The following is a 15,528-nucleotide window of genomic DNA, read 5'->3' on the forward strand; positions in this document are numbered from 1 at the left end:
TGACGGGGGCGCGGCGTCAGACGCCGCGGGCGCGGGCTGGGCTGCTACGCCGGGTGCGAAGGTCTGGCTCATGCGGATTGTCGGAGGCTCGGGCGTGGCCGGCGTTTCGCGGGTCGGCTCATGGGGGCCCGGAGGCCGGGCAGGAGGACGCGAAAACTCCGCCGAACCACGCGGGCCGGCCACCAGGCCGACCACTCACGGGATCGTGCGGCCTTGCTATCACGGCCTCAGGCGGCCGGGAACCGGGGGGCCGTGCGAAGATCAGGCTGCGGGTGGGAGCGGGGAGCGGCGGTAGGGGGAACGTTCGCTTCGGGAGCGCCCTCACGCGACCGGTCGCCCGCCTCGTCATTCCGGGGCGCCGCGGGCGGGCCCGGAACCCAGAGCCGCCGACGGGGCCGGATTCGGCCCTGCTGCGGTTCCGGAGCCCGGGCTCCGCTGCACGGCCCCCGGACGACAGGGTGATTCGTCCGGCGCCGTTCCGCGACCCGGCCTATTCGGCCGCGGTGCGGGTATCGCCGCCCTGCTGGCCGAACCGGCGCTCGATGTAGTCGATCACGACCGTCTCGAAATCCTTGGCCAGCGTGGCGCCGCGCAGCGTCATCGCCTTCTTGCCGTCGATGAACACCGGCGCGGTCGGGGTCTCGCCGGTGCCGGGGAGCGAGATGCCGATATCGGCGTGCTTCGATTCGCCCGGACCGTTGACGATGCAGCCCATCACGGCGACGTTCAGGCCCTCGACCCCCGGATAGGTCTTCTTCCATTCCGGCATGGAGGTGACGATCCAGTTCTGGATGTCGCGGGCCAGCTCCTGGAAGGTGGTCGAGGTGGTGCGGCCGCAGCCCGGGCAGGCCGCAACCATCGGCACGAAGGTGCGGAAGCCCATGGTCTGCAGCAATTCCTGGCTCGCCTTGACCTCCACGCTCCGGTCGCCGCCGGGCTCCGGGGTGAGCGAGTAGCGGATCGTGTCGCCGATCCCCTCCTGGAGCAGCACGCCGATCGCCGCCGAGGCCGCGACCAGGCCCTTGGAGCCCATGCCGGCCTCGGTGAGGCCCAGGTGGATCGCGTAATCCGAGCGGCGCGCCACCTCGCGGTAGACCGCGATCAGGTCCTGCACCGCCGAGACCTTGGCCGACAGGATGATCTTGTTCTGCGGCAGGCCGAGTTCCACCGCCCGGTCGGCCGAGCCGATCGCCGAGCGCACCATCGCCTCCCGCATCACCGCGCGGGCATCGATCGGCCGCGGCAGCTTGGCGTTCTCGTCCATCAGGTGGGTGAGCAGCTCGCCGTCGAGCGAGCCCCAGTTGGCGCCGATCCGGACGGTCTTGCCGTACTTGATCGCCTGCTCGATGATCGATGAGAACTGGGTGTCCTTCTTATCCTTGAACCCGACGTTGCCGGGGTTGATCCGGTACTTCGCCAGGGCCTCGGCGCAGGCCGGATGGTCGGCCAGAAGCTTGTGGCCGATGTAGTGGAAGTCGCCGATCAGCGGCACGTGGACGCCGATCCGGTCGAGCCGCTCACGGATCTTCGGCACCGCGGCCGCCGCCTCGTCCCGGTCGACGGTGATGCGGACCAGCTCCGAGCCGACCCGGGCGAGCTGGGCGACCTGCGCCACCGTGCCGTCGATGTCGGCGGTGTCGGTGTTGGTCATCGACTGCACGACGATCGGGGCGCCGCCGCCGACCGTGACCGCGCCTTCGCCCGTGCCGACCGTGACGCCCACCGTGCGGTGGCGCGGCGCGGGGCCGGCGATCTCCGGACCCCCGCTGGCCAGGGCGGTCTCGGCGGGATTTTCGGAGCGGATGGCTTCCATGACTTCCATCGTGGACCTTCGCGTGCGCGCACTGTGCGGAGCGCCGGAGCCTTGAACGGGCTGGCCGGGCATCTCGCGGCGCGCGCCTCGCCGGAGCTTCGGGGCTGCGGGCCGACCGCCGTTAGCTGCGGACGACGCCGCGCGGCGTCAAGCAGACGCCACGCATGACAGCATCGCGGCTGTCATGTCGTATCCGGATGCGGATGTCGAGTTTGCCGCGCGGCCGACACCGGTTTTCGTCCGCCCCTGTTGCCGGAATCGCGCGCCGCGCGCCGTCCGGCGCCGCGCCGCCAGCCCCGGGCATGGTTGATGTTGCACTGCACCATCCCATGTAGGAAGCCCTGATTAGAGGCCGACATGCGCGAGCATCCCCACGGCGGTGAGCCGCACAACCCGGTGACTGCCGTCCCGGAAACCGTGCCGGACATGTTGCCCGACCGTTCGTCCGGAATCCCTGTCTCGGACGGGATCGAGCCCACACCCGCCCACCCGCCGAACCGGATCCTGGCGGGGCCCCGGGCCGAGAAGCCGGTCGCCCTGGCCCTGCAGGGCGGCGGCGCCCACGGGGCCTTCACCTGGGGCGTGCTCGATGCCCTGATCGAGGACGGCCGCCTGGCCTTCGAGGCGCTGACCGGGGCGAGCGCCGGGGCGATGAACGCCGTCGTGATGGTCGACGGCTGGCTGAAGGGCGGCCCGGACGGCGCCCGGGAGGGGCTCGAGCGGTTCTGGCGCGAGGTCAGCCTCGACGGTGACCTCGGCCCGGCCCAGCGCAACGTCGTCAGCGGGCTGTTCAGCCTGTGGAAGGGCAACCCGGTGGCCGAGTTCTGGTCGAAGATGCTCTCGCCGAGCCCCTACGTGTCGAACCCGCTCAACATCAACCCGCTGCGCAAGGCGCTGGCCGCGCAGGTGGATTTCGAGCGCCTGCGGGAGTCCGAGACCGCCGGCCTGTTCGTCTCGGCCACCAATGTCTGGACCGGCAAGCTCGCGGTGTTCGAGCGCGAGCGCCTGACCGTCGACCACCTGATGGCCTCGGCCTGCCTGCCGACGGTCTTCCAGGCGGTCCAGATCGACGGCGTGCCCTATTGGGACGGCGGCTATCTCGGCAACCCGCCGCTCTACCCGCTGCACCGGGGCGCCCGGACCCGCGACATCGTGCTGGTCCAGATCAACCCTGTCGAGCGGCGCGAGACCCCGCGCACGGAGCGTGAGATCCGCGACCGGCTCAACGAGATCACCTTCAACGCCAACCTGATGCGGGAATTGCGGGCGATCGACTTCCTCGACGGCCTGATCGAGGACGGCACCCTGGGCCAGGGCGGCTACCAGCGGGTCCTGGTGCACCGGATCGACGGCACCGATGCGCTCGAGGATTACAACGCCGCCTCCAAGCTCGACGCGCGCTGGACCGTGTTCAAGCGCCTGCGCGACAAGGGCCGCGGCGCCGCCCGGGCCTGGCTCGCCGAGACCTACGGAACCATCGGCCACGCCTGCACCCTGAACCTGCGGGACGCGTATCAATAGACGGGGCAAAATTGGTCGAGCGCGGCAAGAGGGAGGCGAGCGGGAGGCAAGACCCGTACAGCGCACAATCGTTTGCGTAGTCATATCGACACGATTGAACGTGGTTTCATGGAATACGTTTCAATTTGTAGAGTATAGTATCCGGCTAAGTGTCGCTTCTTAATAAAATTTGTGCGGCGTAAGAGATATTTCACGGAGATGTAGTATCCCGGCGCGTCGACCGCAGGCCGAGTGGGCCCGGTGATTCTGCCCTGAAGGACGGCCCATGGGTTTTCGCCTGATCGATCTCAGGACCGGCGTGAAGATCGCGCTGGTCATGGCCCTGATGCTGGCGATCACCGTCGCCGTCTCGGTGGTCTCGCTCCGCAATATCGGGTTGATCGAGGAGACCGAGGCCTGGACCGTCCACACCCATGAGGTGCTGGCCGAGGTCGACCGGATGGTGGTCGCGATGGTCGACCGGGAGACCGCCCTGCGGGGCTACCTGATCTCCGCCGAGCCGCGCTTCCTCGAACCCGAGCAGGCCGGGCGGAAGGCGTTCGCGGCCTCCTGGGACGCGGCGCGCAAGCTCACCGCCAACAATCCCACGCAGCCCGGACGCCTCCTGGAGCTGAAAGCCCTGACCGAGCGCTGGAGCGGCGCGGTGGCGGACCGCGAACTCAGCTTGATGACGGACCCGGCGACCCGCGAGGACGCGCGCCGGCTCGAAGGTTCGGGCGTCGGCAAGGCCACGATGGACGCCGTGCGCGCCAAGGCGGCCGAGATCGCGCAGGTCGAGCAGGATCTGCTGAAGGACCGGAGCGCCGCCTCGGCCGCGGCCGTCTCGGCGTCGCGGATGGCCAACCTGATCGGCCTCGGCGCGGTGGTGATCACCGCCCTAGTCGGGTCGCTGCTCCTGAATCACGGCATCGGCAAGCCGATCAACCGGATGACCCAGACCATGACCCGGCTCGCCGCCGACGACCTCACCGTGGAGATCCCCGGCGTCGGCCGCCGCGACGAGATCGGCGCGATGGCCGGCGCCGTGCAGGTGTTCCGCGACGGGCTCGCCCGCACGAAGGTGCTGGAGGCGGAGGCCGCCAAGGCCCGGATCGGCCAGGAGGCACAGCGCAAGACGGCGATGCGCGATCTGGCCGCCAGCTTCGAGGGCGCCGTCGGCGGCATCATCCGCGCGGTCGCCACCGCCGCGGCGAACCTGAAATCCACCGCCGAGCACATGAGCGCCGTGGCGGCCGAGACCGCCAGCCAGTCGACCACCGTGGCGACGGCGGCCGAGCAGGCGGCCTCCAACGTCAACACCGTGGCGGCGGCGGCCGAGGAACTCGGGGTCTCCGTCAACGAAATCGGCCGGCAGGTGCAGGCCTCGGCCGACCTCGCCGACGCCGCCGTGCTGGAAGCCGGGAAATCCGCGGACCTCGTGCGCAACCTGCGCGACGGGGCCGTGAAGATCGGCGCCGTGGTCGACCTGATCAGCGGCATCGCCGGCCAGACCAACCTGCTGGCGCTCAACGCCACGATCGAGGCCGCGCGGGCCGGCGAGGCGGGGCGCGGCTTCGCGGTGGTCGCCACGGAGGTGAAGGAGCTGGCCGGCCAGACCGCCAGGGCCACCGGCGAGATCGCCCGGCAGGTCGGCGAGATCCAGTCCTGGACCGGGGAGACCGTGGACGCGATCGGGATCATCGTCGGCCGCATCACCGAGATGAGCGGGCTGTCCACCGGCATCGCCGCGGCGATCGAGGAGCAGGGCTCGGCCACCCAGGAGATCGTCCGGAACGTCGGCCAGGCCGCGACCGGGGCCGGCGAGGTCACAGCCAACATCGCCGGGGTCGCCAGTGCCGCCGAGGGCGCCGGAGCCGCCGCCGTGCAGGTGCTCGGCTCGGCCTCCGAACTGTCGGTCCAGGCGGAGCGGCTGGACGCCGAGGTCCACCGCTTCCTCGACACGGTGCGGGCCGCGTAGGCGAAGCGCGGGGCTGCGCGCCCCGAACCCCGCCAAAGGGCCGCAGGCCCTTCGGGATCCCGGTCGTTGGGATCTGCCCGACGCGCGCTAGGTTCCGTGTGGGCGTGCGAGTGCCCGTGACCGTGCGAGGCCGCCATGACGATGTTGCGCCGCGAGACCCTGATCCTGCTGGGCGCCGGGTTTGCCGGTGCCGCCCGGGCCGCGCCGTCCGGGCGGGCGGGCGACTTCGCCTTCGAGCATCCGGAGGGCGGCGCCATGCCGCTCTCGGCCTATGCCGGCCGGCCGATCCTGGTGGTCAACACCGCCACGGCCTGCGGCTATGCCGGCCAGCTCGCCGGGCTCCAGACCCTGTGGACCCGCTTCGGCGACCGGGGCCTCACGGTGATCGGCGTGCCGTCGCCGGATTTCGGGAACCAGGAGCCGCTCGACGGCCCGGCCATCGCGGAGGCCGCGCGGAAGAATCACGGCGTGACCTTCCCGCTGACCGCCAAGACCCGGGTGAAGATGCCGGGCGCCCACCCGTTCTACCAATGGGCGGCGGCGGAGCGGCCGGGCGAGACCCCGCGCTGGAACTTCCACAAGTACCTGATCGCCCGCGACGGATCCCTGGCTGCCGCCTTCGCCACCCAGGTGGAGCCCACCGACCCGCGCCTCGTCTCGGGCATCGCCGCCACCCTCGATCAGGCCTGATCGGCGCCGGGGATTAGACACCCGGGATTAAACGCCCGGGGCCCCGCGTTCACCCCCTATGGCGTCAGACAAGCTCAAGCATCCGGACATCGTCGACCTGCTGGTGCCCCTGCGGCGCTACGCCCGTTCGCTGACCCGCGACGCGCTGCGGGCGGACGACCTCGTGCACGATACCCTGGTGCGCGCCCTGGAGATGCAGGGGTCCCTGCGCCCCAACACCAACCTGCGCACCTGGATGATGACGGTGCTGCACAACGCCTTCATCGACGAGCAGCGCCGCCGTCAGGTCGAGGCGCGGCACGCCGACGCACTCGTGCGGATGAGCGAGGACATGGCGCCCCCCGCCCAGGAGGGCCGCGTCCGCCTGGCCCAGATCCGGCAGGCCTTCCTGACCCTGCCGGAGGAGCAGCGCGCCGCCCTCCACCTCGTGACCCTGGAGGGCATGGCCTATGCCGATGCCGCCGCGGTGCTGGGGATCCCGATCGGCACGCTGATGTCCCGCCTCGGCCGCGGCCGGGCGGCGTTGCGTGCCTTCGAGGATGGCGGCCGGAGCGCGAACGAGGCCGAGCCCGAATCCGACAGTTCGGTTGTCCGGCGCGGCACCTTCCCGGGCCTGCGCCTCGTCGCCTCCGACGGGGCCCGGGACCGGCCGCCCATGAAGCGCGCCGCCGGGGATGCCTGAGGCATTCGACCCGGACCGCGGCAGGGCCGGAACAGAGATGATGACGACCGGCGGATCCGCCCCGGCGGCACGCTGGAACCGAGGACTTCACCGATGATGGATCCGATAACAGACGACGATCTCATCGCTTTCGTCGACGGGCAGATCGACCCGATGCGCCGTCTCGACGTCGAGGGGCATCTGGCTGCCCATCCCGGGGCCGCCGCCCAGGTGATGGCCGACCTGCACGACCGCGACGCCCTCCGGGCCGCCTTCGCGCGCATGCCCGGGCCGGGGCCCGACCGCACCCTCGTCCTGGCGCGCCGCTTCGACCGCAACCAGCGCTGGCGCCGGGTCGGCGCGCGGCTCAAGCGCGCCGCAGCCATCGTGGTCCTGGTCGGCGCGGGCTGGCTGGCCCACGACGAGATCGGCCGGTTCGGCGTGCCCGACACGCTGGCCGCGACCCCCGATCCGGCCCTGATCGCCGATGCCCGCCAGGCCCGCGCCGTGGCGCAGCTCCGCAAGAGCATCTCCAGCCAGGGCGAGCACCCGGTCTACGATCGCACCCGCCTCCAATCGGTCACCGGCATCGATCTGCCGCCGCTCCCGGCCGGCTGGCAGGTGCGCGACATCCAGATCTTCCCCGGCCGCCACGGCACCGGGATCGAGATCGCCTTCGAGGCCGGCCCGATGGGTGAGGCCTCGCTGTTCGCCACCCGCGGCCTGCGCGGCGGCCCGGCGGCGCTCACCGGCTCCGACGACGGCACGCTCCTGTCCTGGAATGCCGGCGACACCGCCTACGCGCTGAGTGGCCCGCAGGACGACGCGGTCCTGCGGCAGGCCGCCGGGATGCTGGGGGCCGGCGCGGCGGCGCACTGAGGCGAGCGGAACGGGGTTTGGCGGACAGCTGCCCCTTTCTCCGGCGCATGCAGCGCCGGCGGAAGGCGACCCGGGTCCTTTGCGGGACGACGTGCAGCGCTGTCTCGGCTGGGTCCGCGATCACTGCCCACTGAGGTTCCCGGTATGCGGGAACGGGCGGGGCAGCCGGCCGGGCGTGATCTGGGCCGGGAGCGACGCACCGGCACAGGGCGCGTCGCGAAGACGACGATCCGATCCACGTGGGCGCGCGCCACCCCTCGACAGCCCGCCCCGCCGGGTGCCAAAGATCGGCCATGCAGGCCGCCGATTCAGCGCAACGGGATGAGGGGCTGACAGCCCTGTTCGAGGCCGCCCGGGCGGTGCGCGAGCGGGCGCATGCGCCCTATTCCCGGTTCCGGGTCGGGGCGGCGCTTCGGGACGAGCGCGGGGCGATCCATGCCGGCTGCAACGTCGAGAACGCGGCCTATCCGGTCGGGACCTGCGCGGAGGCCGGGGCGATCGCCGCGATGATCGCGGGCGGCGGCCGGCGCATCGCCGCGATCCTGGTCTGCGGCGACGGTGCGGGCCTGGTGACGCCCTGCGGCGCCTGCCGCCAGCGCATCCGCGAATTCGCCGGGCCGGACACGCAGATCCATGCGGCCGGGCCGGAGCGCGTCGCGAGAACCTTCACGCTGGCGGAGTTGCTGCCCGAATCGTTCGGGCCGGAGACGCTGGGTGACTGAGGCCGCCGCCCTCGCCGCGCTGCGGGCCGCCGGCTTCGGCGGCGGCTATGCCTGCGCGATCGTCACCGGCACCGGACTCGGCGGGATCGCGGCCGACCTGGAAGACGTGCATGCGCTGGATTACGCGGCGGTCCCGGGTTTCCCCGGGGCCGGCGTCAGCGGCCATGGCGGCCGGCTGCATCGCGGGCGCCTGGCCGGGCGCCCCGTGCTGGTGTTCGAGGGCCGGGCCCATGCCTACGAGCGGGGCGACGCGGCGGCGATGCGGGTGCCGCTCGCCTGCGCGGCCGGCCTCGGGGCGCGGCGCCTGCTGCTGACCAACGCCTCCGGGTCCCTGCGGCCGGAGACCGGCCCCGGCAGCCTGGTCCTGCTCCAGGACCACATCAACCTGTCGGGCATGAACCCGCTGATCGGCGAGGCGAGCGACGCCCGCTTCGTGCCGATGACCGACGCCTACGATCTCGACCTGCGCGTGCGCCTCCGGGCCGCGGCGGGGGCCTGCGGCGTGCCCCTCGGTGAGGGCGTCTACGCGTGGTTCTCCGGCCCGAGCTTCGAGACCCCGGCCGAGGTCCGGATGGCCGGCATCCTCGGGGCCGACCTCGTGGGCATGTCCACCGTGCCCGAGGTGATCCTCGCCCGCTTCCTCGGCCTGCCGGTGGCGGCCGTGTCGGTGGTGACCAACCTCGCCGCCGGGATCGCCGGGGGCGCGCCTCATCACGCCGAGACAAAGGCGGTGGCGGCCCGGGCCGCCGAGGATCTCGGCCGCCTGGTCCGGGCCTTCGCCGCAGGCCTGCCGGCTCAGGAGACCGACCATGGATGACCCGGATGCCGGTGCGGTCGCCCGCCGGGCGCTGCCGCTCCTCGACCTCACGGACCTGACCGAGACCTGCACCGAGCCGAAGATCGACGCGCTCTGCCGGGATGCGCGCCGCGGCGGCGTCGCGGCGATCTGCGTCTGGCCGCATTTCGTGGCGCAGGGCGCGCGGGCGCTCAAGGGCAGCGGCATCCGGGTCGCCACGGTGATCAACTTCCCGGCCGGCGGCGAGGATTGTGCCCGGGCGACCGACGACACCGCCGAGGCCCTGCGCGACGGCGCCGACGAGATCGACCTCGTCCTGCCCTACCGCGCCGTCCTGCGCGGCGACGCCGCCACCGCCCGCGACATGGTCGAGGTTGTGCGCGACACCTGCGGGGCCGCCGTGCTGAAGGTGATCCTCGAGACCGGCGAGATTGCCGAGCCCGAGGCGATCCGGCGCGCCGGGCGGCTGGCGCTGGAGGCGGGCGCCGACTTCCTCAAGACCTCCACGGGCAAGAGCCCGGTCTCGGCGACCCCGGAGGCCGCCGAGGCGATGCTGGCCGAGATCCGAGCCAGGGGCCGGGATGGCGGCCGTACGGCGGGCCTCAAGATCTCCGGCGGACTGCGCAGCGTCGCCGATGCCGGCGCCTATCTGGCCCTCGCCGACCGGATCATGGGGCCGGACTGGGTGAGCCCGAAGACCTTCAGGCTCGGGGCGAGCAGTCTGTTCGGGGCGCTGATCCAGGCGCGGGACTCGTGAAACCGATGCGCCTGCCGCAAGAAACCATCCGGGCCAAGCGGGACGGCCTGGCCCTCGATCCGGAGGAGATCGCGGCCTTCGTCCGGGGCCTCACCGACGGCGCGGTCGGCGAGGGGCAGGCGGCGGCCTTCGCCATGGCGGTGTTCTTCCGCGGCCTGGCGCTGCCGGAGCGGGTGGCGTTGACCCGGGCGATGGCCGGATCCGGCCAGGTGCTCGCCTGGGACCTGCCGGGTCCGGTGCTCGACAAGCACTCCACCGGTGGCATCGGCGACACGGTGAGCCTGGCCCTCGCCCCGATGGTGGCGGCCTGCGGCGGCTACGTGCCGATGATCTCGGGCCGCGGCCTCGGCCATACCGGCGGAACGCTGGACAAACTCGCCAGCATCCCGGGCTACGACGCCACGCCGGGGCTCGACAACTTCCGCCGGGTGGTCGGCCAGGTCGGCTGCGCGATCATCGGCCAGACCGCCGAGCTGGCCCCGGCCGACCGGCGCCTCTACGCGATCCGCGACGTCACCGGCACGGTGGAATCCCTCGACCTGATCACCGCCTCGATCTTGTCGAAGAAGCTCGCCGCCGGGCTCGACGGGCTGGTGATGGACGTCAAGCAGGGCTCCGGCGCCTTCATGACGGGCTTGGACGAAGCCCGGGCCCTGGCCGAGAGCATCGTCACGGTGGCCGAGGGCGCCGGATTGCGCACCGCCGCGCTGATCACCGACATGGACGCGCCGCTCGCCAGCGCCGCCGGCAACGCCGTCGAGGTCGCCTACGCGATCGACTACCTGACGGGCGCGCGCCGCGAGCCGCGCTTCCACGCGGTCACGTTGGCGCTCACGGCCGAGATGCTGGTGATCGGCGGTCTCGCGCCGGACCGGGACGCGGCGGCCAGGCGCCTGGAGGCGGTGCTGGCCTCCGGCCGGGCAGCCGAGATCTTTTGTGACATGGTCGCCGCGCTCGGCGGCCCCGGCGATCTGCTGAAGGCCCCGGCGCGACACCTGCCGGCCGCGCCGGTGCAGCGGGCGGTCCGCCAGGACGGGGCCGTCGCCGCCATCGATACCCGGGCGATCGGTCTGGCGGTGATCGGGCTCGGCGGTGGACGGACCCGGCCCGAGGACGCGATCGACCCGCGGGTCGGCTTCACCGACCTCGCAGGTCCCGGCGACGCGACCGGCCTGCTGGGGATCGTGCACGCGGCCGACGCGGCCGCCGCCGACCGCGCCGAGGCGGCCCTGCGGGCGGCCTACCGGATCGGCGCGGCGCCCCCCGGCCGGCCGGCGATCATCGAGCGGGTCGGGGCCGGATAGGCTCCGGCCCCGCCGGCCTCACCAGCGGCCGTGGCCGTGACGGTGGCCCCAGCCGCCGTGGCGGTGATGACCGTAGCCGCCGCGATGGCCCCAGCCGCGATGGTGGCCGCGCCCCCAGCCGTGGTGGTGGTGGCCGCGGAAGCCCGGTCCGAAGCCGTGACGCGGGCCGAAGCCGTGGCGATGGCCGTACCCGTAGCCGTATTGGACATCCACGATGTCGCCGGCGCCCTGGTGCAGGCCGGTGTCGAGGCCGAGCGGCGCGGCCATCGCGGGGGCTCCGAGGGCGATCCCCCCGAGTGCCAGTGCGGCGGCCGCCAAGCGTAGGCGTGCGGTCTTGGTGAACATCGATGTCCTCCTGTGCCTCGCCGGCCGCGATGCCGCGACCGGCCGTGCCTCAGGTGTGACGCTTATAAGTTGACGGAGACGTGACTTCGTCCCTCAGGCGTTGTTCAGGTCCGGGCGGTTTCCGTAGGCTGGCGGCACGTGTCCGGATCCCCGGGCCCAAGCCGCCACCGCAAGAGCCGCCAAGCGACCCGGGGCTCAGCGCGGCGCAGCGTCCCCCCTCGATCGAACCGGCGTGGGGGATGCAACGACCGGCGCATCCGCGCGCCCCGGAACGAATGTTCAGGACGCTTCTGGGTCCGTTCGCGCGCGACAGCGCCCTGCGTCGCGGAGCCCCGGGTCGTTTCGCTGCGTCCGCAACGACGGTGGCGATCACTCCGCCATGGACCGCTTGAACGCCTCCGAGAAATCTGGATGCCAGCGCGAGAGCGCCGGCCGGTTCTCGATGATGTCGCCGGCCGCCCAGGCGATGCGCTTCTCGTCCTGCGCCCTCGTGGTCTCGTTGTCGGGGCAGAGGATGTAGAAATCGCCCGCCTCCAGCCGCTCCAGCATGAAGGCGACGGTCTCTTCCGGCGTCCAGGCGCCGGGCGGCTTCTCGGCGACGCCGCGGGCCTTGGTTAGGCCGGTATAGACGAAGCCCGGGATCAGCAGGTGCGCGGTGGTTCGGCACCCCTCGCGGGTGCGCAGCTCGTGGGCCAGCGCCTCGGTGGCCGCCTTCACGGCTGCCTTGGAGACGTTGTAGGGCGCGTTGCCGGGCGGCGTGGTGATGCCCTGCTTGGAGCCGGTGACGATCACCGCACCGGGCTGGCCGCCCGCGATCATGCCGGGCGCGAAGGCGTGGATGCCGTTGACCACGCCCCCGAGGTTGGTGGCGAGGATCCGGGTCCAGGTTTCGGCGTCGGAGAACAGCGTTCCGCCGGCCTCGATCCCGGCGTTCAGCATCACCACGGCCGGGGGGGCGGCCTTGGCGACATGGGCCGCCAGGGCCTCCACGGCCTCCCGGTCCGAGACGTCGGTGGGCAAGGCCCGGACCTCGACGGCGGCGAGCTCGGCCACGGCGCGGCGGGCGTCGTCGAGGGCTTGGCCGGGCAGGTCGGCGAGCCAGACGTTCATGCCGGCCCGAGCGAAGGCTTTGGCCGCCGCGAGCCCGATGCCGCTCGCCGCCCCGGTGACGACCGCGCTGCGCCCTGGGCTGATGGCGGGATGCTGGCTCATGGGTCGGTCCTCGGCTGGATGGCGCCCCGAAGATGGGGCGAGTCGGGCCCGAAGGCGAGTTGGAAAAGGTGCGATCGGTCCGTTGCCGGCGCCCTTGCCGACCAGGGCGATCGGATGAAGAGATGTTATTCCTCCGGGCGTTGATAATGCCCGCGGCGCAGGCTCACCCACCGTGTCATTCCGGGCTCGCCTGCGGCGCCCCGACTGACGGGGTGTCGTACCCCCAACCGAGAACCCGGCATGACCCCACCCTCCGGCCCGCCGAGCCGCCGCGCGCTCCTTGCGGGGTCCGCCTGCGCCGGCCTCGCCACAATGGCGCGGGCCGCGCCGTCCGGTTTCGGGCCCCTCGGCAGGCCGTCCTGGTCGGCCGACAGCCTCCAGGCGGCCGCCGCCGCCAAAGGGCTGACGTATGGCTGCGAGGTGCCGTTCCACCGGTTCGAATCGACCCCGGCGTACCGGCAGGCGGTTGCCCGGGAGTGCGGGATCCTGGTCTGCGGCACCGAGATGAAGATGGAGGAGGTGCTGCCCGCCCCCGGGCGCACCGATTTCGCCCGCGGCGACGCGATCCTGCGCTTCGCGCGGGCCAACGGCCAGCGGATGCGCGGGCACACCCTGGTCTGGCACGCGGCCCTGCCCCCCTGGGTCGCGCCGTTGCTCGGCCGGGCGAGCCCCGTCCAGGCCGAGGATTTCATGCGGCGCTGGATCGAGACCGTGGCCGGCCATTACCGGGGGCAGATCGTCGCCTGGGACGTGGTCAACGAGATCCTGGGCAACGAGGGCGACCCCGACCGGGGCGGGGGCCTGCGCGAGTCCCCCTGGCTCGCCGCGATGGGGCCCGGCTACGTGGACCGCGCCTTCCGGATCCTGCATGAGACCGACCCGGCCGCGGCCGGCACCTGGAACGAGGACGCGGTCGAGCAGGGCGCGCCCTGGATGGAGGCCAAGCGCACCAAGGTGCTGCGCCAGCTCGAGGCGATGCGGTCGCGCGGCGTGCCGATCCGGCGGTTCGGCCTGCAATCGCACCTCACCAGCACGGTCCCGATCGACCAGGGCCAGCTGCGGCGCTTCCTGCACGAGATCGGCCAGATGGGATTGGGGATCGCGGTCACCGAGCTCGACATCGACGATAGGGCGTTCCCGTCCGACGTGGCGACCCGCGACCGCAGGGTGGCGGATTTCGCCCGCCGCTACCTCGACGTGGTCCTGGCCGAGCCCGCCCTGCTCGACGTGCTCACCTGGGACATCTACGACCCCGACACGTGGCTGAACGACCACCCCAACCGCAAGCGGCCGGACGGCCTGCCCCAGCGGGCGCTGCCGCTCGACGCGCAGTTCCGGCGCAAGCCGCTCTGGCACGCGATGCTGGACAGCTTCCAGGCCGCCCCGGACCATGCCGCCGCGCGCGACAGACTCAGGCGGGGGTGACGCGAGTGCGACGCCCGCCCTCCGACAGGGTCGGCTCCGGCGGGCGATCGGCCAGAAGCCTTCGGCGCAGGCGGGCGCAGGGGCGCTCGACCAGCCCGTACATCGCCCAGCACCAGAGCAGCGTCGGCGGGAAGGCCGCCAGCATCAGCCAGAACCCGTGCAGGGCCGGCGCCTGGTGCAGCACCCCCGCCACCACGGCCATGTGGGCCAGGTAGAAACTGTAGGACCACAGGCCGAGCTGGCGCATCGGCCGGGCCGCGAGCCACCGCACCGCCCGGCCCTCGCCGTGCAGCAGGTAGGCGAACGGCACGAACAGTGCCGCGCTCTGGAGGGTGTAGCGCAGGGTCTCGCGAAAGGCGGGATCGCGCACGGCCAGGGTCAGCAGGATCACCCCGAGGCTCGCGGCGACGTGCCAGGCCTGAGGCCGCCAAGCGCGGTCCCCCGGGATCACCGGGTTGTTCCACAGGCCGAGGCAGCAGCCGAACAGGATCGCGTCGATGCGGGTGTGGGTCCAGGAATAGTTCAGGCTGTAATCGGGCAGCCGCCAGACGTTGACGCAGCGGATCGCCAGCACAGCCGCGCAGAGCCCCAGGCAGGCCAGCGCCGCCCGGCGCGGTTGCAGGCGCCCGAGCCACAGGGCGTAGGCCAGGGGGAAGACCAGATAGAAATGCTCCTCGATGGCGAGGCTCCAGAGCGGCACCGGCAGCACCGCCTCGGTGCCGAACAGGCCGGGATAGTTGGTCAGGAACAGCACCTGGCCGAGCACGGCCGCCGGCGCGACCGGCATCCAGTCGAGGAGCCCCGCCGCGTAGAGCGCCCCGGCGGCGAGCAGGGTCAGGTAGAGCGGCGGCAGGATCCGCAGGCTGCGCCGGAGGTAGAAGGCCGACAGCGACACCCCGCCGGCGCGCGCGCGCTCGATCCGCAGCAGCGTCGTGATCAGGTAGCCGCTGAGGAAGAAGAACACCGTGACGCCGAAGCCCCCCGGCACCACGTGGCTGTAGCCGCAATGGGCCGCGAACACGATCAGGATCGCGAGCGCCCGCACCCCGTCGAGCTGGGGCAGGTAGGGCATCGTGCTCGGGACATCCCCGGTGCGCTGGGATCCGGACTCCGGCATGGCGGCGGCTGATCGTCCTTCACGGCACGGCCCGGCAGGGTGCGCCTTTTCCACGCGAATCGATATCCGCCCCCGGGTCCGGAAGCGATCCCCCTCGGGGGATGGTGAACGGGCCCCGCCGCCAGGGGCGATTCACCGGAGGAGATTGGTAACCGTACCGCTTCATCATCCCGCCCGACCGCGCCGTCCCGGGCGCCGTCGGGAGTGTTGCGTATGGTCCCGACCCGTTTCCGCCTTCCCGCTCGCCTCGGCACCGGTCTCTCGGTGCTGGCGCTGCTCGGCGGCCCCGTGGCCGCGCTGGCGCAGGGCGCCCCGGCCCCGGCCGGACC

General features: G+C 72.6%; 14 protein-coding genes. 10 read left to right on the plus strand and 4 right to left on the minus strand.

Annotated elements, in window-relative coordinates; translation table 11 throughout:
• Positions 1-490: 490 nt before the first annotated feature.
• The gene (ispG, locus tag FV242_RS27505) at positions 491-1,822 is read right to left on the minus strand and encodes a flavodoxin-dependent (E)-4-hydroxy-3-methylbut-2-enyl-diphosphate synthase (RefSeq protein ID WP_147941167.1); all 1,332 of its coding nucleotides are present in this window, start codon (positions 1,820-1,822) and stop codon (positions 491-493) included.
• A 348-nt stretch (positions 1,823-2,170) separates the two neighbouring features.
• Between ispG and FV242_RS27510 the strand changes: the two genes are divergently transcribed.
• The 9 genes from FV242_RS27510 (at position 2,171) to deoA (ending at position 11,100) form a co-directional block, all read left to right on the plus strand.
• Positions 2,171-3,334: a patatin-like phospholipase family protein gene (locus FV242_RS27510; RefSeq protein ID WP_147910267.1), complete on the plus strand. Its 1,164-nt coding sequence runs from the start codon at positions 2,171-2,173 to the stop codon at positions 3,332-3,334.
• Between the two features lie 265 nt (positions 3,335-3,599).
• Complete coding sequence (locus tag FV242_RS27515; RefSeq protein WP_147941168.1) at positions 3,600-5,291, plus strand: methyl-accepting chemotaxis protein; 1,692 nt, start codon at positions 3,600-3,602, stop codon at positions 5,289-5,291.
• Positions 5,292-5,426: 135 nt separating this feature from the next.
• The gene (locus FV242_RS27520; RefSeq protein WP_147941169.1) at positions 5,427-5,981 is read left to right on the plus strand and encodes a glutathione peroxidase; all 555 of its coding nucleotides are present in this window, start codon (positions 5,427-5,429) and stop codon (positions 5,979-5,981) included.
• Between the two features lie 58 nt (positions 5,982-6,039).
• Positions 6,040-6,663: a sigma-70 family RNA polymerase sigma factor gene (locus FV242_RS27525; protein ID WP_147941170.1), complete on the plus strand. Its 624-nt coding sequence runs from the start codon at positions 6,040-6,042 to the stop codon at positions 6,661-6,663.
• A gap of 93 nt (positions 6,664-6,756) precedes the next feature.
• On the plus strand, positions 6,757-7,521 hold the full coding sequence (locus FV242_RS27530; RefSeq protein WP_147941171.1) for an anti-sigma factor: 765 nt from the start codon (positions 6,757-6,759) through the stop codon (positions 7,519-7,521).
• Between the two features lie 293 nt (positions 7,522-7,814).
• Positions 7,815-8,243 carry a cytidine deaminase gene (locus tag FV242_RS27535; RefSeq protein WP_147910263.1) on the plus strand — a complete coding sequence of 143 codons (429 nt, stop codon included), beginning with the start codon at positions 7,815-7,817 and terminating at the stop codon, positions 8,241-8,243.
• The gene (locus FV242_RS27540; protein ID WP_147941172.1) at positions 8,236-9,060 is read left to right on the plus strand and encodes a purine-nucleoside phosphorylase; all 825 of its coding nucleotides are present in this window, start codon (positions 8,236-8,238) and stop codon (positions 9,058-9,060) included. The genes FV242_RS27535 and FV242_RS27540 overlap by 8 nt, the downstream gene beginning before the upstream one ends.
• The gene (gene deoC / locus FV242_RS27545; RefSeq protein ID WP_147941173.1) at positions 9,053-9,796 is read left to right on the plus strand and encodes a deoxyribose-phosphate aldolase; all 744 of its coding nucleotides are present in this window, start codon (positions 9,053-9,055) and stop codon (positions 9,794-9,796) included. Before FV242_RS27540 ends, deoC begins: the two co-directional genes overlap by 8 nt.
• Positions 9,797-9,801: 5 nt before the next feature.
• Complete coding sequence (gene deoA / locus FV242_RS27550; protein WP_147941174.1) at positions 9,802-11,100, plus strand: thymidine phosphorylase; 1,299 nt, start codon at positions 9,802-9,804, stop codon at positions 11,098-11,100.
• Positions 11,101-11,118: 18 nt separating this feature from the next.
• On the opposite strand, the gene FV242_RS27555 is transcribed toward deoA, so the two are convergent.
• Both FV242_RS27555 and FV242_RS27560 read right to left on the minus strand, forming a co-directional pair.
• Positions 11,119-11,445, minus strand: a complete 327-nt coding sequence (locus FV242_RS27555; protein ID WP_147910259.1) for a hypothetical protein — start codon at positions 11,443-11,445, stop codon at positions 11,119-11,121.
• Positions 11,446-11,814: 369 nt separating this feature from the next.
• Positions 11,815-12,657, minus strand: a complete 843-nt coding sequence (locus tag FV242_RS27560; protein ID WP_147941175.1) for an SDR family NAD(P)-dependent oxidoreductase — start codon at positions 12,655-12,657, stop codon at positions 11,815-11,817.
• A gap of 240 nt (positions 12,658-12,897) precedes the next feature.
• On the opposite strand from FV242_RS27560, the gene FV242_RS27565 reads away from it, so the two are divergent.
• On the plus strand, positions 12,898-14,082 hold the full coding sequence (locus FV242_RS27565) for an endo-1,4-beta-xylanase (protein WP_147941176.1): 1,185 nt from the start codon (positions 12,898-12,900) through the stop codon (positions 14,080-14,082).
• Here FV242_RS27565 and FV242_RS27570 read toward each other — a convergent pair.
• Complete coding sequence (locus FV242_RS27570) at positions 14,069-15,199, minus strand: acyltransferase (protein ID WP_147941177.1); 1,131 nt, start codon at positions 15,197-15,199, stop codon at positions 14,069-14,071. The two genes, FV242_RS27565 and FV242_RS27570, sit on opposite strands and share 14 nt — an antisense overlap.
• Positions 15,200-15,528: the final 329 nt, after the last annotated feature.

This window comes from Methylobacterium sp. WL64, from assembly GCF_008039945.1.
Lineage (GTDB): Bacteria > Pseudomonadota > Alphaproteobacteria > Rhizobiales > Beijerinckiaceae > Methylobacterium.